The sequence below is a fragment of the Nocardia fodinahabitans genome (genome assembly GCF_052983615.1).
The window spans coordinates 1,100,877-1,119,471 of the sequence record NZ_JBRJJC010000001.1 but is presented as its reverse complement, the minus strand read 5'-3'; the positions used below and the strand labels follow the sequence as shown (position 1 = coordinate 1,119,471).

General features: G+C 71.2%; 15 protein-coding genes and 1 riboswitch. Of the genes, 9 read left to right on the top strand and 6 right to left on the bottom strand.

Going from position 1 to position 18,595, the window contains the following annotated elements; all coding sequences use genetic code 11:
• Positions 1 to 28: 28 nt before the first annotated feature.
• A complete protein-coding gene (locus NV348_RS05370; protein WP_447145981.1) occupies positions 29 to 1,123 on the top strand; it encodes a D-alanine--D-alanine ligase family protein in 1,095 nt (364 codons plus the stop codon).
• A gap of 146 nt (positions 1,124 to 1,269) precedes the next feature.
• Here the strand turns inward: NV348_RS05370 and NV348_RS05365 are convergent, their stop codons facing one another.
• On the bottom strand, positions 1,270 to 2,004 hold the full coding sequence (locus NV348_RS05365) for a DUF3515 domain-containing protein (RefSeq protein WP_447145980.1): 735 nt from the start codon (positions 2,002 to 2,004) through the stop codon (positions 1,270 to 1,272).
• A gap of 95 nt (positions 2,005 to 2,099) precedes the next feature.
• Here NV348_RS05365 and NV348_RS05360 point away from each other — a divergent pair, with 95 nt between their 5' ends.
• Genes NV348_RS05360 through NV348_RS05350 form a run of 3 tightly spaced genes read left to right on the top strand, consistent with a single transcriptional unit; the run spans position 2,100 to position 4,101 of the window.
• On the top strand, positions 2,100 to 3,104 hold the full coding sequence (locus NV348_RS05360; protein WP_447150947.1) for a thiamine-phosphate kinase: 1,005 nt from the start codon (positions 2,100 to 2,102) through the stop codon (positions 3,102 to 3,104).
• Between the two features lie 11 nt (positions 3,105 to 3,115).
• Complete coding sequence (locus tag NV348_RS05355) at positions 3,116 to 3,799, top strand: uracil-DNA glycosylase (protein ID WP_447145979.1); 684 nt, start codon at positions 3,116 to 3,118, stop codon at positions 3,797 to 3,799.
• A gap of 50 nt (positions 3,800 to 3,849) precedes the next feature.
• Positions 3,850 to 4,101, top strand: coding sequence for a hypothetical protein (locus NV348_RS05350; protein ID WP_447145978.1), 252 nt, complete (start codon positions 3,850 to 3,852; stop codon positions 4,099 to 4,101).
• Between the two features lie 113 nt (positions 4,102 to 4,214).
• Here NV348_RS05350 and NV348_RS05345 read toward each other — a convergent pair whose 3' ends face one another.
• The 3 genes from NV348_RS05345 to rpmB form a co-directional block, all read right to left on the bottom strand.
• The gene (locus NV348_RS05345) at positions 4,215 to 5,003 is read right to left on the bottom strand and encodes an enoyl-CoA hydratase/isomerase family protein (protein WP_447145977.1); all 789 of its coding nucleotides are present in this window, start codon (positions 5,001 to 5,003) and stop codon (positions 4,215 to 4,217) included.
• A gap of 9 nt (positions 5,004 to 5,012) precedes the next feature.
• Positions 5,013 to 5,474 (bottom strand): GNAT family N-acetyltransferase, encoded by a 462-nt coding sequence (locus NV348_RS05340; protein WP_447145976.1) that lies wholly within the window; start codon positions 5,472 to 5,474, stop codon positions 5,013 to 5,015.
• 81 nt (positions 5,475 to 5,555) lie between these two features.
• The gene (rpmB, locus tag NV348_RS05335; protein WP_011210730.1) at positions 5,556 to 5,747 is read right to left on the bottom strand and encodes a 50S ribosomal protein L28; all 192 of its coding nucleotides are present in this window, start codon (positions 5,745 to 5,747) and stop codon (positions 5,556 to 5,558) included.
• Positions 5,748 to 6,074: 327 nt separating this feature from the next.
• Here rpmB and NV348_RS05330 point away from each other — a divergent pair, with 327 nt between their 5' ends.
• Complete coding sequence (locus tag NV348_RS05330; RefSeq protein ID WP_447150946.1) at positions 6,075 to 8,243, top strand: DAK2 domain-containing protein; 2,169 nt, start codon at positions 6,075 to 6,077, stop codon at positions 8,241 to 8,243.
• Entirely contained in the window at positions 8,243 to 10,507 is a 2,265-nt protein-coding gene (gene recG / locus NV348_RS05325) for an ATP-dependent DNA helicase RecG (protein ID WP_447145975.1), read from the top strand. Before NV348_RS05330 ends, recG begins: the two co-directional genes overlap by 1 nt.
• Positions 10,508 to 10,510: 3 nt before the next feature.
• Here recG and NV348_RS05320 read toward each other — a convergent pair whose 3' ends face one another.
• The gene (locus NV348_RS05320) at positions 10,511 to 11,935 is read right to left on the bottom strand and encodes a short-chain fatty acyl-CoA regulator family protein (RefSeq protein WP_447145974.1); all 1,425 of its coding nucleotides are present in this window, start codon (positions 11,933 to 11,935) and stop codon (positions 10,511 to 10,513) included.
• 312 nt (positions 11,936 to 12,247) lie between these two features.
• On the opposite strand from NV348_RS05320, the gene NV348_RS05315 reads away from it, so the two are divergent.
• Genes NV348_RS05315 through NV348_RS05305 form a run of 3 tightly spaced genes read left to right on the top strand, consistent with a single transcriptional unit; the run spans position 12,248 to position 15,827 of the window.
• Positions 12,248 to 13,771, top strand: a complete 1,524-nt coding sequence (locus NV348_RS05315; RefSeq protein WP_447145973.1) for an MmgE/PrpD family protein — start codon at positions 12,248 to 12,250, stop codon at positions 13,769 to 13,771.
• On the top strand, positions 13,771 to 14,685 hold the full coding sequence (prpB, locus tag NV348_RS05310) for a methylisocitrate lyase (RefSeq protein ID WP_447145972.1): 915 nt from the start codon (positions 13,771 to 13,773) through the stop codon (positions 14,683 to 14,685). Before NV348_RS05315 ends, prpB begins: the two co-directional genes overlap by 1 nt.
• Positions 14,686 to 14,687: 2 nt before the next feature.
• The gene (locus tag NV348_RS05305; protein ID WP_447145971.1) at positions 14,688 to 15,827 is read left to right on the top strand and encodes a bifunctional 2-methylcitrate synthase/citrate synthase; all 1,140 of its coding nucleotides are present in this window, start codon (positions 14,688 to 14,690) and stop codon (positions 15,825 to 15,827) included.
• Positions 15,828 to 15,916: 89 nt separating this feature from the next.
• Here NV348_RS05305 and metE read toward each other — a convergent pair whose 3' ends face one another.
• Positions 15,917 to 18,163: a 5-methyltetrahydropteroyltriglutamate--homocysteine S-methyltransferase gene (gene metE, locus NV348_RS05300; protein ID WP_447145970.1), complete on the bottom strand. Its 2,247-nt coding sequence runs from the start codon at positions 18,161 to 18,163 to the stop codon at positions 15,917 to 15,919.
• Between the two features lie 142 nt (positions 18,164 to 18,305).
• Positions 18,306 to 18,514: riboswitch (cobalamin riboswitch) on the bottom strand.
• Between the last annotated feature and the right edge of the window lie 81 nt (positions 18,515 to 18,595).

Here is an 18,595-nt window from a genome sequence, read left to right as displayed (position 1 = left end):
GGTCGGCCGACCGGTTACGGTGACGTTCATGACGAACCGGATCAGGGTGGCCGTGGTTTTCGGCGGACGCAGCGGCGAACACGCCGTCTCGTGTGTGTCGGCGAGCAGTGTGCTGCGCAACCTCGATCCCGAGCGCTACGAGGCGGTGCCGATCGGCATCACCACCACCGGCAGCTGGGTGCTCGCCGAGGGCCTCGGCGCGCTCGAACTCAGCCATGACGCGCTACCCGCGGTCGACGCGACGGGCACCGCGCTCACCCTGGCCGCCGATCCGGGTCGGGGTGGCGCACTGGTCGCCCTCGACGATCCAGCCGCCGCGCTGGGCGGTGTCGATGTGGTGTTCCCGATCCTGCACGGTCCGTTCGGTGAGGACGGGACGCTGCAGGGCATGCTCGAATTAGCCGGCGTCCCCTATGTGGGGGCGGGCGTGCTGGCCAGCGCCGCGGGCATGGACAAGGAGTTCACCAAGAAATTGCTGGCCGCCGAGGGTCTGCCCGTCGGTGTGCAGGTGGTGCTGAGGCCCGGCACGGCGACGCTGACCTCGGACGAGCGGGCGCGCATCGGCCTGCCCGCGTTCGTGAAGCCGGCCCGTGGCGGATCGTCGATCGGCATCACCAAGATCACCGACTGGGCCGAGCTGGACGCCGCCGTCGCGGCCGCGCGCGAACACGATCCGAAGGTGATCGTCGAAGCGGGCATCATCGGACGCGAAGTCGAGTGCGGTGTCCTGGAATTCGCCGACGGCCAGGTACGGGCCAGCGTCGTCTCCGAGATCCGGATGCCCGATGCCGACGCCGCGGCCCCGGAGTTCTACGACTTCGCCACCAAGTACCTCGACGACGTCTGCGAATTCGACGTCCCCGCCAAGCTCGACGACGAGGTCGCCGATCAGATCCGCGAGCTGTCGGTGCGCGCCTTCCGCGCCCTGGACTGCCAGGGCCTGGCCCGCGTCGACTTCTTCGTCACCGCCGACGGCCCGGTGATCAACGAGATCAACACCATGCCCGGCTTCACCCCGATCTCGCAGTACCCACGGATGTGGGAAGCGACCGGCGTCGACTACCCGGCCCTCGTCTCGACACTGATCGAAACCGCCGTCGCACGCGGCACCGGCCTGCGCTGAGCTTTCGGCGGCTGGCGCCGCAGGTTTTCGGCCTCGTGACCTCGCATCCGAGGGGCGATACTGCGCCTTCGGCGTTCCGTCTCGCCCCTCGGATGCGAGGCGGCCGAAAACGTGGTGGTTGCGCCTCGGAGTAACGAGACTCCGAACTACAGCTCGCCGGGAGTCGGTTCGCGGGCGGGCAGATTCGCGGTGATGACCTCGGACACCGTCTGGATGGAGCCCGCGCCCGAGCCGTCGGGGACGGTCAGGGCGATGTAGGTCTCGCGGTCGACGGCGAACCAGGTGCCGACCTTGCCGACCTCGTCGCGGACCTGGAACCACTTCACGCCGTCGACGACGGTCAGCGGGGACGCGCGGTTGAATTCGAGCGGCCGGTCCAGGCCACAGCGCAGGACGATCGGCTCGCCGCCGTCGGGGTGCTGCCAGGCGCGGGTCGCGGGCGGCGCCGGTTCGACGAGGGTGGACTTGGTGTACTCGCCGAGGACGGCGGGCAGGGCGGGGAGTAGGGCCTGGCAGGCCGGGCCGTCGGCCGCCGGGGCGGGGACCGGGCCGAGGGCGAGGGGCGCGCGTTCGACCGGGGCACGCAGGGCGATGAAGGCGGCGACGAGGACGCCGACGATCAGCACGATCGGCAGGGCGACGGCGGTGGCGATCAGCGCGGGGGAGTAGGGGGTCGAGAGGTCGTCCGTGCCCGGCTTCGTGGCGCCGTCGGTGGAACTCGTGCCGGTCGACTCGGCGGGCTCGCCTGCCGTCGACTCGTCATCCGTGCCGGTAGCGGACTGGTCGGCCGACGACTCGGCCGCGGAGTCAGGGGCGTCGCCACCCGGAGACTTACCGTCCCGGTCGTCCGCCGCTGTCGAGTCCGACGAATCCGCCGCCATAACCGTCCGGTCCCTTCCGTTGTGTCCGATCGCCTCCGAAAGGGTACCGTCGGGGCGATTTCGTCGGTCAGCAGCACACTGGGAAGGGGCCGGTCATCAGCGAGGACAGCCGTCCGCAGACGGTGCGTGAGCTGGGTGAGTTCGCCCTGATCGACCGGATCACCGCGAATCGCGAGCAGGCGCCGCAGGTGCTGCTCGGGCCCGGTGACGACGCCGCGCTGGTCGCCGCGCCTGATGGCCGGTTCGTGGTGAGCACCGACATGCTCGTCGAGGGCAGGCACTTCCGCCGCGACTGGTCGACGCCCGAGGACATCGGCCGCAAGGCCATCGCGCAGAACGCCGCCGACATCGTCGCCATGGGCGCGCGCCCGACGGCGTTCGTCGTCGCGCTCGGCTGCCCGGCCGACACCCCGGTGTCGGTGGTCACCGGCATCGCCGACGGTATGTGGCGCGAGGCGAGCCGCGCGGGCGGGTCCATCGCGGGCGGCGATCTGGTGCGCAGCGACCAGCTGGTCATCTCGGTGACCGCGTTCGGCGACCTCGGCGGGCAGGCGGCGCGCACCCGCTCCGGTGCGCGGGCCGGCGACATCGTCGCGGTCGCGGGCGAACTCGGCTGGTCCGGGGCCGGGCTGGCCGTATTGTCCGGCGACGCCGACTCTTCCGACCCGGCCTTCGCGCATGCCCTTGCGACGCACCGGGTTCCGCAACCGCCCTACGCCGCGGTGCTCGACGTCGGCGGCGGCGCCGCGCCGACCGCGCTCACCGACGTCTCCGACGGATTGCTCGCCGACCTCGGCCACCTCGCGACGGCCTCGGGCGTCGCCGTCGACCTGCGCAGCGCGGCGCTGGCCGACCCCGATCTGGCCGCAGTGGCCGCGTTGCTCGATACCGATGCGGCGCAATGGATTCTGGCCGGCGGTGAGGACCACGCCTTCGCGGGCACCTGGCCGGCGGGCACCGCGTTGCCGCCGGGTTGGCGGGCGATCGGCGTCGTCTCCGCAGGCAGCGGCGTCACCGTGGACGGCGCCGCGCCGACCGGCGGCACCGGCTGGGAATCGTTCCGTGGGGTGGACGCCACGCCCGGCGGCCGGAACCGATAGGTTGTGCGGTCATGGGTGCCAAACCACTGTCGGAGATCATCGATCCGGGCTGGGCCCGGGCACTGGAGCCGGTGGCCGACCGGATCAGCGAGATGGGCGAATTCCTGCGTGCCGAGAACACCGCGGGCCGGGGCTATCTGCCCGCCGGGGAGAACGTGCTACGCGCGTTCCGCCGCCCGTTCGACGCCGTGCGCGTGCTGATCGTCGGCCAGGATCCCTACCCGACGCCGGGCCATGCCATGGGGCTGAGTTTCTCTGTCGCGCCTGATGTCTCGCCGGTGCCGCGCAGCCTGTCCAACATCTTCGCCGAGTACAGCAAGGACCTCGGCTTCGATACGCCCAGCTGCGGTGACCTGAGCCCGTGGTCGGATCAGGGCGTGCTGCTGCTGAACCGGGTGCTCACCGTGACTCCCGGTACGCCCGCCTCGCATCGCGGCAAGGGCTGGGAAGCGGTCACCGAGCAGGCCATCCGGGCACTGGTCGCCCGCGACGAGCCGCTGGTCGCCGTGCTCTGGGGGCGCGACGCCGGCTCGCTCAAACCAACCCTCACCGAGGCCGAGATCCCCTATATCGAATCGGCCCACCCCTCACCGTTGTCGGCCTCGCGCGGATTCTTCGGTTCGCGGCCCTTCTCCCGGGTCAACGAACTGCTCGACGAACTCGGAGCCGAACCCGTCGATTGGCGGCTGCCCTGACCCGGGGCGTCGCCCGCACCAGAAGAAAAATGATGAAGGAGCACAACCCGATGCACATCTCCACCGTTCGCGCCGCCGTCGCGACCGCCGCCGTCGCCGCCGCCCTGACCGCGGGCGCCGCCTCGGCCAACGCGGCTGGCCTGGCGCTCGAGCCCTACAACGAGGAGGCCGCGCCGGTGGCCACCACCCAGATCGGTGAGGAATGGACCTCCACCGGCACCTCCACCATCTCCTCGGGTGTGAACGCGAAGGTGACCTGCCTGCTGCAGAACACCTTCAGCGCCCTCGGCGCGGCCTGCTAATTGGCGGCTGGCGCCGCGGGTTTCGGCCTCGTGACCTCGCCGCCGAGGGGTGATACCGCGCCTGCGGCGGTACGTCTCACCCCTCGGCGGCGAGGCGGCCGAAACCGTGGTGGTCAGTTGAGGCCGAGGTAAGCAGGCTTGCGCTTGCCGACGAAGGCATCTACGCCCTCCCGGCCGGTTTCGCTGTTCGCGGCGGCGGAGATGCTGTCGCGTTCGGCATCGAGCTGCTGGTCCAGAGTCGCCGTCGGCGATTGGGCCAGCAGCTTTTTCATGGCCGCGTAGGTGGCGCGGGGGCCGGTGACGAAGCTCTGGGCGACCCGCAGCGCCTCGGCGCGGACCTCGTCGTCGGCGACGGTGCGGCTCAGGATGCCCAGGCGCACGGCCTCTTCGGCACCGAGCACGGCGTCGGTGAGCAGGATCTCACTGGCGCGGCTGGTGCCGACGATTCGGGGCAGCAGCCAGGACATGCCGCCGTCGGGGCTCAGGCCGATGCCGGGGTAGGCGGGGCGCAGCTTGGTCGACGGGCCACCGATCGCGATGTCGGCGGCGCACACCAGGCTCATGCCGGCCCCGGCGGCCCAACCGTGCACCGAGGCCACGACCGGGACCGGCGTCGCGGCCAACGCGCGCACGAAGTCGTGCAGCTCGGACGCGAGCCGATGCAGGTAGGCGCCACGGTCCTCGGCACCGGCGAAATGGTGGACGTTGCCGCCCGCGCAGAAGTTGGCGCCGGTGCCGGTCAGCAGCACGGCGCCGACCTCGGGATCGAGCGCGCGCAGGGCCTCGGTGCCCGCGTTGATCAGGTCGAAATTCATCGAAGTGCCCGCGGCGGCGGTGGCGATCGGCAGCTGCAGGACGCCGTCGACGACAGTGACGGCGGTGACCGGTTCGGTGGTACTCATGGCGTCACCCTAGCGAGAGCCGCGCCGCCACCACTGTTCGGGCAGCAGGGTGAAGGGGTCGACGCGGCGGACTCCGGTGTCGGCGAAGCCGTGCCTGCGATAGAAGGCATGGGCGCGTGGATAGTCGCCGAAGACCCACAGCGTGCACGGCGAGCCAGGGGCGGCGGCCTCGATCAGCGCGTCCGCGACGCCGGTGCCGTGCCAGGCCGCGCGGACGTACAGCGCTTCCAGTTCGAATTCGGTCGCCGAGGCGAAGCCGATCAGCCGGTCACCGGACAGCGCGATCGGCAGGCGGTGCGTTCCGTCGGTGCGGCGGCGTTCCCAGGTGAGCGCGGAGCGTTCGAGATCGAACCCGGACAGCACATGGCCGGGGACCAGGGCATCGTAGGCTTCGCGCCAGCTCGCGATGTGGCAGGCGGCGAGCGCGGTGACCCGCTCGGCGGTCAGCGACTCGATACGCCAGTCAGCCACGTCGACCTCCACCGACGACAAAGCCCCGGACCACCCACGCGGGGTGCCGGGGCACTGTCGGCAGAATGTACGGGCTGAGAATCAGCCGCGGACGACCTTGCCCGCCTTCAGGCAGGAGGTGCACACGTTCATCCGGCGGGTGTTGCCAGGGGCAACCTGCGCACGCACGGTCTGGATGTTCGGGTTCCAGCGACGGTTGGTGCGCCGGTGCGAGTGCGAGACCGACTTCCCGAAACCGGGGCCCTTGGCGCAGACGTCGCAAACGGCAGCCATGTCGCGAGCTCCTTCATGTCATAAGCGGACAGCGGCGCACGTATGCCCGCTGAACCGGAAACTGATGTCGTCAAATGCCTTGCCGACTTGCGTCGGCCAGCGCAGACCGGGATCGGCCGCACGAGGCAACCCTGCAAGGGTAGCTGGCCGGGCCGTGAACTTCCAAACCGGGTGTCCCGGTCGACACGCCGGGCACGGCCCGGATGACGGGCCCGTCCGCGGTCAGCATACCCCTGTCGGTTGCTGGCGCTAACCTGGCGTGCGGTGCCCGGCGGGCGGGCACCGCCAACAGTGAGCGAGGTGACGGTGTCGCAGGTGCGGGAGGCGCTGGACGGCGCCGAGCTGCTGGACTGGGCCAGGACCTGCCGCACCGATCTGGAACTACGCCGCGCCGAGATCGACGCGCTCAACGTGTTCCCCATCGCCGACTCCGACACCGGCACCAATCTGCTCGCCACGATGCGCGCCGCCGTCGCCGCCGCCGAGCGCGCGATTCCCGACGCGACGCTTGCTGGTCTCACCGCCGATCGAGCCGGCCTCGCGAACGCGGACCTCGATGCGGGCGGTATCGCGGGCGTGGACCTCGGTGGGGGCGGTATCGCGGGTGTGGACCTCGGTGGGGGCGGTATCGCGGGCGTGGACCTCGGTGGGGGCGGTATCGCGGGTGTGGATCCCCGTGCGGGCGGTATCGCGGCTGTGGATCCCCGTGCGGGCGGCATCGGCGGCGTGGATCGCGGTGCGGGTGTCGAGTCGGAATCGGACGGCGCCGGAACGGGCGCCGCGGGCGTCGGACTCGGCGCGGAGGACAGCGCGGTCGGGGTCGACCCGAGAGCTACGGAGACCGACGGCGCCCTTTCAGCACATCTCGTCGCGCAGGCGCTCGCGCGCGGAGCGACCACGGGTGCGCGGGGCAACTCGGGGATCATTCTGTCGCAGGTGCTGCGCGGGATCGCCGAGGCGGTGATCGGGGGTCCGCTGACCGGGGAACGGTTGCGGACGGCCCTGCGGCGGGCCGCGGTGCTCGTGCGCACCGGACTCAGCGCCCCCGTCGAGGGCACGATCCTGACGGTGCTCGACCGTGCCGCCGTCGCGGCCGACGCCTCGGCGGAACTCTCGCTGATCTCCGTCGCGCAGTCGGCGGCCGAGGGCGCCGCGCGTGCGCTCAACGAGACGCCGGCGCAGCTGGGCGTCCTGCGGGCGGCGGGCGTGGTCGATGCCGGTGCCAGGGGACTGCTGGTACTGCTCGATTCCCTGGTGCGGCAGATCTGCGGCCAGGCCCCGGCCAGGGACAGCTACCTGCGGGCCGACGGGCAGGACTCGGCGCGGCGGTGGCCCGGCGCCGACGACAGCCGACCCGACAGCGGCCGACGCGACCACGGCCGACCCGACGGCGGCCGACCAACGGCCGTCGACGGCCGAGAGCATCCGGTCGGCCCGGCGCGGCCCCGAACCGCCGATTCGGAACCGGCGCGCCCCGCCGACTCCTGGGATGACCACCGCGACTCCCCGGATCCCCACTTCGAGGTCATGTACGTGATCGCCGGCACGGACGAGGCCGCCGCGTCGGGACTGCGCGACCGGCTCACCGTCCTCGGCGATTCGGTCGTCGTGGTCGGCGACGGGGACAGCACCTGGTCGGCGCATGTGCACTGCCGCGACGCGGGCGCGGCGATCGAAGCCGGACTGGCGATCGGCACCGTCACCGGCATCCGCATCGAGAGCTTCGCGGTGACCGCGCCCCACGGCGGACATGCCGAGCGTGCCGTGCCCGACGCCGCGGGCGACGGTGCGCACGCGACCGACGGCGATGGTCGGCACCGCGCCGGGCCGCTGGTGCCCGCCGACCGCGGCATCCTGGCGGTGGCCTCCGGCGCTGCGGCCGCTCGCCTGTTCGAGGACGCGGGCGCGGTGGTGCTGCGCGGTGACCGCCAGCTCGACACGACCGCCCTGCTGACCGCGATCCGCGCGATGCCGAACCGGGAAGTCCTCGTGCTCCCCAACGGCGCGCTGCCCGCGCAGGAACTCGTGGCCGCCGGTGTCGCCGCCCGTGACGGGTCACGTGACGTCCTGTTGCTGCCGAGCGCGTCCATGGTGCAGGGCTTGGCCGCGCTCGCGGTCCACGATCGCGGCCGGATCGCCGTCGACGACGCGTTCGCGATGTCGGAGGCGGCCGCGGCCACCCGCTGGGGCGCGTTGCGCCCGGCGCGAGTGCGCGCGCTCACCATGGTCGGGATGTGCTCGCCCGGTGACGGGCTCGGCCTGGTCGGCCAGGACGTGGTGGTCATCGACCCCGACGTGGTCGGCGCCGGCCGCATCCTGCTGGACCGGATGCTCGGCCTCGGTGGCGAGTTGGTGACCTTGCTGATGGGCGCCGACGCGGGCCCCGAACTGGGCGCGGTCCTGGCCGAGCACGTGACGGCCGGATTCCCCGGTGTCGAGGTCGTGGTGTATTCCGGTGGGCAGCAAGCTGATCTGGTGCAGATAGGGGTCGAGTGATGGCGACGTTGAGTGACCGGCTCGACCACGTGCTCGGAGTGAAGGCGGCCGACCGGCTGACCGAGGCGTTCGACATGACCACGGTCGAGGACCTGCTGCGCCACTATCCCGTCCGCTACGCCACCCAGGGCCAGCCGCTGACCGAGGAGGAACCGGAGGAGAGCGCGCACATCACCGTCATCGGGCGGATCACCAAAACCGAACTGCGCCCGATGAAGAACCGGCGCGGCTCACTGCTGAAGGTACAGCTCGACACCGGCGCCGCCCGGCCGATCGAGGCGACTTTCTTCAATGGTGACAAGGTGCGCTACCTGGTGAAAGAGGGTGTGCGGGCGATGATGTCGGGCACCGTGCACTGGTGGCGCCCCGACCGCTGGAACCTCTCGCACCCGGACTACCTGATCCTGCCCGACAAGGCCGAGGCCGGCGTCGAGGAGCTCACCTCCGTGCGCGGCAGCGGCGCGCTGCGCGGGCTGGCGCAGAGCGCGAAAGGCGCCGGGGGAGTGGACGCGGCGTTCTTCGAGCGCGAATTCGTGCCGGTCTACCCGGCGACGGCGAAGGTGCAGAGCTGGGACCTGCTGGCCTGTATCCGCCAGGTCCTCGACCAGCTCGACCCGATCGAGGACCCGCTGCCGGCCGACCTGCGCGAGGAACGCAACCTGCTCGAGGTCTCCGACGCGCTGCGCCTGATCCACCTGCCCGAGCACAAGCTCGATATCGAGAAGGCCAGGGACCGGCTGCGTTTCGACGAGGCGCTGGCCCTGCAGTTGGTGCTCGCCGAACGCAGGCACGAGGTCGAGGGCCGCACCGCCCCGGCCTGCCCGCCGCGCACCGACGGTATCGCGGCCGCCTTCGACGAGCGGCTGCCGTTCGAGCTGACCGAGGGCCAGCAGCAGGTGATCGACGAGATCTCCGCCGACCTGTCGCGCACCCGACCGATGCACCGTCTGCTGCAGGGCGAGGTGGGCTCGGGCAAGACGATCGTCGCGCTGCACGCGATGCTGCAGGCGGTCGACGCGGGCCGCCAGTGCGCGCTGCTCGCGCCGACGGAAGTCCTTGCTGCCCAGCACTATCGGTCGCTGCGGGCGATGCTCGGTGATCTCGGCACCGCCGGGGAGCTCGGCGCGGCCGAACACGCGACCAAGGTGGTGTTGCTCACCGGGTCGATGTCGGTGGCGGCCAAGAAGGCGGCGCTGCTGGACGCGATGACCGGCGAGGCGGGCCTGGTCATCGGCACGCACGCGCTCATCCAGGACGCGGTGGAATTCTTCGATCTCGGCCTGGTGGTCGTCGACGAACAGCACCGCTTCGGCGTCGAACAGCGAGATGCCCTGCGGGCCAAGGCCAAGGACGGCATCAGCCCGCATCTGCTGGTCATGACGGCCACGCCGATCCCGCGCACCATCGCGATGACCACGCTCGGTGATCTGGAGACCTCCACCCTCACCCAGCTGCCCAGGGGCCGTTCGCCGATCGTGTCGAAAGTGGTGCCGCGCAAGCTGCATCCGGGCTGGGTCGACCGGGCCTGGGAGCGCATTCTCGAAGAGGTCGGTGCGGGCAGGCAGGCGTATGTGGTGTGCTCGCGGATCGGCGAGGACCCCGATGCCCCGCCCGCCAAGGGCAAGAAATCGGCCGAGGAGAAGGAAGGCCCGACCACCCAGGCGGCGGTCGAGATGTACGAGACGCTGAGCGCGGGCGCGCTGTCCGGGGTGCGGGTCGGACTGCTGCACGGGCGCCTGCCGTCGGACGAGAAAGACCAGGTGATGCGCCAATTCAACGACGGCGCCATCGATGTCCTGGTCTGCACCACGGTCGTCGAGGTCGGCGTCGACGTGCCGAACGCGACGGTGATGGTGATCGTCGACGCCGACCGGTTCGGCGTGAGTCAGCTGCACCAGCTGCGCGGCCGGATCGGTCGTGGCCGGCATCCCGGCCTGTGCCTGCTGATCACCGACGCCGCGCCCGGCGGCACCGCGATGGCCCGGCTGGAGGCGGTCGCCGCCACCACCGACGGCTTCGAGCTCTCGGTGCTCGACCTGCGCCAGCGCCGCGAGGGCGATGTGCTCGGCGCGGCCCAGTCCGGCACCGCCCGGTCGCTGCGGCTGCTGTCGCTGCTCGACGACCTCGAGGTGATCACCGCCGCCCAGGAGCTGGCCAGGCAGGTCGTCGCCGACGATCCCGGCCTGGTGAAGCATCCCGGGCTGGCGGGGATGATGAACGCCGCCGTCGACGGCGAACGCATCGAATACCTCGCGAAATCCTGACGCTCAGCGCGGCAGGCGCGGATACGGCAGATCGGTGCTGGTGTGCTCGGCCACCGCGAGCGGCCGCCCGATCTGCGGGAACGCGCGCTGCGGGCACGCGGGCCGCTCACACACCTTGCAGCCCGCCCCGATCGGCACCGCCACCTGCGGGTCCTCCAGTTGCAGGCCCTGGGAGTAGACCAGCCGGTCGGCGTATTCGATATCGCAGCCGAGCCCGATGACGAAGTTCTTCGACGCGGTGCCGTAGCCCTGCGCCGAGGCCGGGGTGGTCCGGGCGATCCACAGGTAGCGGCGCCCGTCGGGCATCTCCGAGATCTGGGTGAGGATGCGGCCCGGGTGCGCGAACGCCTCGTGGGTAACCCACAGCGGGCAGCTGCCGCCGACCCGGGAGAAATGGAACGCGGTGGCGGACTGCCGTTTCGAGATGTTGCCCGCCCGGTCGGTGCGCACCAGGAAGAACGGCACGCCACGCTGCCCCTGCCGCTGCAGGGTGCTCAGCCGATGGCACACCGTCTCGAAGCCGACCTCGAACCGCAGCGCGAGCAGGTCGACGTCGTAGCGCAGTTCCTCCGCCGAGCGCAGGAACCGGCCGTAGGGCAGGATCAGCGCGCCCGCGAAGTAGTTGGCCAGTCCGACCCTGGCCAGCGTGCGGGATTCGCCGGTGAGCGCCCGCGATTCGGCGAGGACATTGTCGATCTCGCGCCCGTAGAGCAGCAGGCCCAGGGTGGTCGCGATCTGGAAGGCACGCTGTCCGGGGCGCAGCCGCCGGGCCAGAGTGAGCGTGCGGGTGTCGGGGTCGTAGTGGCGCTTCGGGATGGTCGGGTCGGCGCCGTCGCCGCGGACCAGCACGGTGACGCCGGCGCGTTCCTCGGCGATCCTGGCCAGCTGCCGATCCAGCGAGCCGATGCTCAGACCCGACTCCTCGAACAGCTGCTCGGCGGCGTGGTCGAGGGTGGAGATGTGGTTGCGGTGGTCGTAGAAGAAGTCGCGCACGTCCTCGTAGGGCATGGGTGTGCCCGGCGCGCCGCTGGGCGTGTCCACCCGCGAGGACAGCAGGTCGAGCTGATCGGTGGCCGCGCGCAGGCGTCGGTGCATGGCGATGACGATGCGGGCCACCTCGGGCAGCCGGGTCGCGAGTTCCTCGACCTCGGTGATCGGCGCGGTGTCGCCGCCGCCCGCGGCCTCCACCAGGACCTCGTGCAGATCGGAGACCAGCCGCGCGTCGGAGTCGGCGGCGAAGAACTGCACATCCAGATCGAAGGTCGAGTTCAGTTTCAGCAGAACGGGAATGGTGAGCGGGCGCTGATCGCGCTCGAGCTGGTTGAGATAGCTGGGCGAGAGATCCAGCGATTTCGCGAGCGCCGCCTGAGTCATCCGTCGTTCTTCACGCAGCCGTCGTAGCCTGGCCCCCGCGTACATCTTCCGCACGCCGGAGATCCTAACTCGCCGGGTTTGCAAAGTTCGCTCGAAATCGTGATTGTCTGGGGAGAAGTCCAGTCCTGCAAGGGATTTTACCTGTGACTACCGGTGCGTAACGTGCGAAGAGACCGGTGGGTCGGGTCCGGGGTCCGTGGCGATCGGGTATCACCTCTCCGACTCTAGCGTTCGATCTTCGCAATGTTCGCTGATCGGTCGAGTGTCGCACGCAAAAATACGCTTGTGCAGTGTGTTCTCCGAATTGCGCGAGGTGCGTAGCGTGCGAATTGTGGCTGGGATCGACCGGCTGGAATCGGAGGATCAGTGAAGACTCATCTCGTTCGCAGTGTCGGCGCCGCCGAGGAGTTCCCGCGCGCGCAGCACCTGGCCACGCTGGTGGCGGAGGTGGCCACCGACCCCGTGCCGGTATCCGGTGAGGTCGCCGACATGATCGTCAACCGGATCATCGACAACGCGGCGGTGGCGGCGGCCTCGGTACTGCGCGGCCCGGTGCGGACCGCCAGGGCGCAGGCGAGCGCGCATCCGCTGCCCGCGAGCTCACCACGGCACGGCGCGACCGTGTTCGGATTGGCGGGCGCTCAGCGCTTTTCCCCGGAGTGGGCGGCGCTGGCCAACGGGGTGGCCGTGCGCGAGCTCGATTTCCACGACACCTTCCTGGCCGCCGAGTACTCCCATCCCGGCGACAACATCCCGCCGATTCTGGCCGTCGCCCAGCACACCGGGCGCAGCGGCGCCGAGCTGATCCGCGGGCTGGCCACCGGCTACGAGATCCAGATCGACCTGGTGCGCGCGATCTGCCTGCACGAGCACAAGATCGACCACGTCGCCCATCTCGGCCCGTCGGCCGCGGCGGGCATCGGCACCCTGCTCGGCCTGGACGCCGAGACCATCTACCAGGCGGTCGGGCAGGCGCTGCACACCACCACGGCGACCCGGCAATCCCGCAAGGGCGAGATCTCCAGCTGGAAGGCCTACGCGCCGGCGTTCGCGGGGAAGATGGCCGTCGAGGCGGTCGACCGTGCCATGCGGGGCGAGGGCGCGCCCGCCCCGATCTGGGAGGGCGCCGACGGCGTCATCGCCTGGCTGCTCGGCGGCACCGACGCCGAATACCGGGTGCCGCTGCCCGGCCCCGGCGAGGCCAAGCGCGCCATCCTGGACAGCTACACCAAGGAGCACTCGGCCGAGTACCAGAGCCAGGCCCCGATCGACCTCGCGCGCCGACTGCGCGAGCGGATCACCGACACCACCCGCGTCGCCTCGATCGTGCTGCACACCAGCCATCACACGCACTACGTGATCGGCACCGGTTCCGGCGATCCGCAGAAGTTCGACCCCCGCGCCAGCCGCGAAACCCTCGACCATTCGCTTCCCTATATCTTCGCCGTCGCTCTCCAGGACGGCACCTGGCATCATGAGCGCTCCTACGCGCCCGAGCGCGCGCAGCGGCCCGACACCGTCGCGCTGTGGCACAAGATCTCCACCGTCGAGGACCCGGAGTGGACTCGCCGCTATCACGCGACCGATCCGGCCGAGAAGGCGTTCGGCGCCAGGGCCGTGGTCACCCTCGACGACGGCACGGTCGTCGTCGACGAGCTCGCGGTCGCCGACGCGCATCCACTGGGCGCGCGGCCGTTCGGCCGCGCGCAGTACCTCGAGAAGTTCCGTGTCCTCGCCGACGGCGTCGTCGCGCCGGCGGAGCAGGAGCGCTTCCTCGACGCCGCGCAGCGCGCCCCGGAGCTGGCCGCGGGTGAGCTGGACCAGCTGAGTGTCGCGATCGACCCGGCGCTGTTCGACATGCTGCCCGCCGCGCGGGAAGGGCTGTTCTGATGAGTGTCTCGGGGCTGCTCGCCGCGCAGACGAGTCCGGCGGCCAAGCGCGCCGCCTTCCGGGCCGGACTCGGTTCCGGCACAGTGCAGCGGCTGCCGGGCGCGGTGAACCCACTGGTGGCCAAGCTGATCCAGGAGATCGGCTTCGACGGCGTGTACGTCTCCGGTGCGGTGGTGTCGGCCGAGCTGGCACTGCCCGACATCGGGCTGACCACGCTCACCGAGGTCGTCGAACGTGGTCGCCAGATCGCGCGCGCCACCGAGCTGCCGGTCCTCATCGATGCCGATACCGGCTTCGGCGAACCGATGAACGCCGCCCGCACGGTGGCCCTGCTCGAAGACGCGGGCCTGGCAGGCTGCCATCTCGAGGACCAGGTCAATCCGAAACGGTGCGGTCATCTCGACGGCAAGGCGGTCGTCGGCACCGCGGAGATGGTGCGCCGGATCCGGGCCGCCGTGGCGGTGCGCCGCGATCCGGGCTTCGTGATCTGCGCCCGCACGGACGCCCGGGCCATCGAGGGCTTGGACGCCGCGATCGACCGGGCCAAGGCGTACGCCGACGCCGGCGCCGACCTGATCTTCACCGAGGCGCTGGTAGCGGAGGCCGAGTTCGCGAAGTTCCGTGCCGCCGTGGATATCCCGCTGCTGGCGAACATGACCGAGTTCGGCAAGACCCCGCTGCTGTCCGCCCGGACGCTGACCGATCTCGGCTACAACGCGGTGATCTACCCGGTCACCACGCTGCGGCTGGCGATGGGCGCGATCGAGGACGGCCTGCGTGAGATCGCCACGGCCGGCACCCAATCGGCCCTGCTGGACCGCATGCAGCACCGGTCGCGGCTCTACGAACTGCTGGGTTACCAGCGCTACAACGAATTCGACTCCGGCATCTTCGATTTCACAGTGGGTGAGTGATCATGACCAGTGGACAGACGGCACCGCCGGCCATCGCCAAGGGGCTGGCGGGTGTGGTGGTCGACACGACGAGCATCTCCAAGGTGGTCGCCGAGACCAACTCGCTGACCTATCGCGGCTATCCCGTGCAGGAGCTGGCCGCGCGCCGCACCTTCGAGGAGGTCGCCTACCTGCTCTGGCACGGCGAGCTGCCCGACGACCCGCAGCTGCAGCAACTGTGCCAGCGCGAACGCGCGCAGCGCTGGATCGACCGGTCGGTACTGGCGCTGGTGGCGAAGATGCCCGACACCTGTCACCCGATGGACGTGGTGCGCACGGTCGTCAGCTACCTCGGCACCGAGGACGCCGTCTCCGAGAGCGGCGGCGAACCCGAAAGGCTCGCCGCCGCACTGCGATTGACCGCGCTGCTGCCCACGGTGATCGCGGCCGCGATGCGCAGGCGGCGCGGGCTCGACCCGATCGCCCCGCATTCCCAGCTCGGGTTCGCCGAGAACTTCCTGTACATGTGCTTCGGCGAGGTGCCTGCGCCGCGGATCGTGCGGGCGTTCGAGATCTCGCTGATCCTCTACGCCGAGCACGGTTTCAACGCCTCCACCTTCGCCGCCCGGGTGGTGACCTCCACCGGTTCGGACATGTACAGCGCGATCACCGCGGCCATCGGCGCGTTGAAGGGCAGGCTGCACGGCGGCGCCAACGAGGCGGTCATGCACACCATGCTCGAGATCGCAGACCCCGACCGGGCCGCGGCCTGGGTAGCGGAGACGCTGGCCGCGCGGCGCAAGGTGATGGGCTTCGGCCACCGGGTGTACCGCGACGGCGACTCCCGGGTGCCGACGATGAAGGCCGCCCTCGACGAGGTGGCCGCGGTGACCGGCGGGCAGCGGTGGGTGCGGATGTACGACGCGCTCGCGGCGGCGATGGCCGAGCAGACCGGTATCGCACCGAATCTCGACTTCCCCGCCGGGCCCGCCTACTACCTGATGGGCTTGGACATCGAGATGTTCACGCCCATCTTCGTGATGAGCCGGATCACCGGCTGGACCGCGCACATCGCGGAGCAGTCGGCGGCGAACGCGCTGATCCGGCCGCTGTCGGAGTATCGCGGCGTCGACCAGCGCCCGGTGCCGGCCACGCGCCACTGAACCGGCCCGCTTCGTCCGCCACTCCTCGCGGACGAAGCGGCCGGGCACCCCTGCCCCGGACGGATCGCGCCGTCCGGGGCAGTGCTGTGTCAGCGCAGCGCGGCGGCCGCCGTCACCAGATTGCGCAGCGACGCCTCGACCTCCACCGGCCCGCGAGTCTTGAGACCGCAGTCCGGGTTCACCCAGAGCCGCTCGGCCGGAACCGCTGCCAGTGCGGCCGACAGCGAGGCGGTGATCTCCTCCACCGAGGGCACCCGCGGCGAGTGGATGTCGTAGACGCCGGGGCCGACCCCGAGCGCGAAACCGGCCGCGTTCAGATCATCGAGGACCTCCATGTGTGAGCGGGCCGCCTCGATCGAGGTGACGTCGGCGTCCAGGCCCGCGATCGCCGAGATCACCTCGCCGAACTCCGAGTAGCACAGGTGCGTGTGCACCTGGGTGGTGTCGGCGACACCGGCGGTGGCCAGCCGGAACGCGTCCACCGACCAGCGCAGGTAGGCGGGCTGCTCGGCCGCGCGCAGCGGCAGCAGCTCGCGCAGGGCGGGCTCGTCGACCTGGATGATCCTGGTGCCCTGGGTCTCCAGGTCGACGGTCTCGTCCCGGATCGCCAGCGCGACCTGGCGGGCCGAGTCGGCGAGCGGCTGATCGTCGCGGACGAACGACCACGCCAGGATCGTCACCGGACCGGTGAGCATGCCCTTGACCGGCTTGGCGGTCAGCGACTGGGCGTGGCCGATCCACGACAGTGTCATCGGCTCGGGCCGCGAGACGTCGCCGAACAGGATCGGCGGGCGCACGCAGCGGGTGCCGTAGGACTGCACCCAGCCCGCCTCGGTGGCGGCGAAACCGTCGAGGAGCTCGGCGAAGTACTGGACCATGTCGTTGCGTTCCGGCTCGCCGTGCACCAGCACGTCCAGGCCGAGCTTCTCCTGCAGGGTGATCACCTCGGCGATCTCGGCCCGCATCCGGCGCACGTACTCGGCGTCGTCGATCTCGCCCTTGCGCAGCGCGGCGCGGGCCAGCCGGATGGCCGAGGTCTGCGGGTAGGAGCCGATCGTGGTGGTCGGCAGCAGCGGCAGGTCGAGGTGATCGCGCTGCGCCGCCCGGCGCTCGTCGGCGGGGGAGCGGGTCAGGTCGCCCGCGTCGAGGGCGGCCAGGCGGGCGCGGACCCGGTCGTCGTGCAGGCGCGGGTCGGTGCGCCTGGTCTCGGCGGCGGCGCGGGCCGCGGCCAGATCGTCGGCGACCGCGGCCGTGCCCTCGGCCAGCGCAGTCGCGAGAACCCGTACCTCACCGACCTTTTCGGCGCCGAAGGCCAGCCACGACCGCAGGTGGTCGTCGAGCCCGGTCTCCGGTGTCAGCGAATACGGCACGTGCAGCAGCGAGCACGAGGTCGATACGGCCACGCCGGTCCCGAGGGCGCCGAGCGTGTCGAGGGCGGCGTCGAGGTTCGTGCGCCAGACATTGCGGCCGTCGACGACGCCGGCGACCAGCAGCTTGCCTGCCAGCGCGGGGACCGCGGGCACTTCGGTGCCCCCGGTGACATCGAGGGCGACACCCTCGATTCCGGTGTCCGCCAGCGCCGCCAGCGCACCATCGGGCTGCCCGAAGTAGGTGGCGACCAGCATCGCGGGCCGGTCTTGCGCGGCCGACAGCGCGGTATAGGTGTCGCGCACGAGCCCGATCTCGGCCTCGGTCAGGTCGGTGACCAGCACCGGCTCATCGATCTGCACCCACTGCGCGCCCGCCTCGGCCAGCCGCGCCAGCAGGTCCTGGTACAGCGGCAGCAGCTCCGGGAGCCGGTCCAGCGCCACGCCGTCGGCGGACTTGGCCAGCTTCAGGAAGGTCAGCGGGCCGATCACCACCGGCCGCGCCTGCACGCCGAGCGCGATCGCCTCGGCGAGTTCGGTCAGCAGCTTCTCCGGGTGCAGGGAGAAGGTGGTGGCCGCGTCGATCTCGGGGACCAGGTAGTGGTAGTTGGTGTCGAACCACTTGGTCATCTCCAGCGGCGCGACCGTGTCGGTGCCGCGCGCGGCCGCGAAATAGCGGTCCAGCGGGTCGGCGATGCCGGCCACCCGGTGCGGCAGTGCGCCGAGCAGCACGGCGGTGTCGAGCATCTGGTCGTAGTAGGAGAAGGTGCCGACGGGCACCGAATCCAGTCCGGCCTCCTGCAGTGCGGCGAACTGCACGGTGCGCAGCATGCGGCCGACGGCGTGCAGGTCCTCGGCGCCGAGCCGGCCGGCCCAGTAGGACTCGGTGGCGCGCTTGAGTTCCCGGCGCGGGCCGACTCGCGGCAGGCCGAGAACCGTTGCGGTGAACGGGGAGTGCGAAACAGTCACGGAGATTCTCCAGTGTCGTGCAGGGAGAGCCGACGCCTTTCGCGGGTGACGAAGACACCTCCGGGGACCCGTCGCGAGGACACGACAGGCCGGCACAGGTGGTCCGCGCGCCCGATCCACGAGGCGGTGGCCGCCGGATACGGCGTATCCGGCACAGTCGGCAGGTCTTCGGACTCGCGGGCACCGGTCGGGTGATCGACCGACCTACTGGCCGTCGCTTCCCGGGCTTCGTGCCCAGTGCTGATGACGGCGGTCGTTCCTGCATACCGCTGCGGGACAGTCCCGGATTCCCACCGGGTTCCCTCTTCACCCGGCACGGTGTGCCCGGGCTTCGACGCCGGCGCGGGAGGTCGGGGCTCCGACTCTTCCACCGCGCAGGCGAACCAGCTGCGGCATCCAGCATAGGGCCTCGGCGTGGGCCGCCGCGACCAC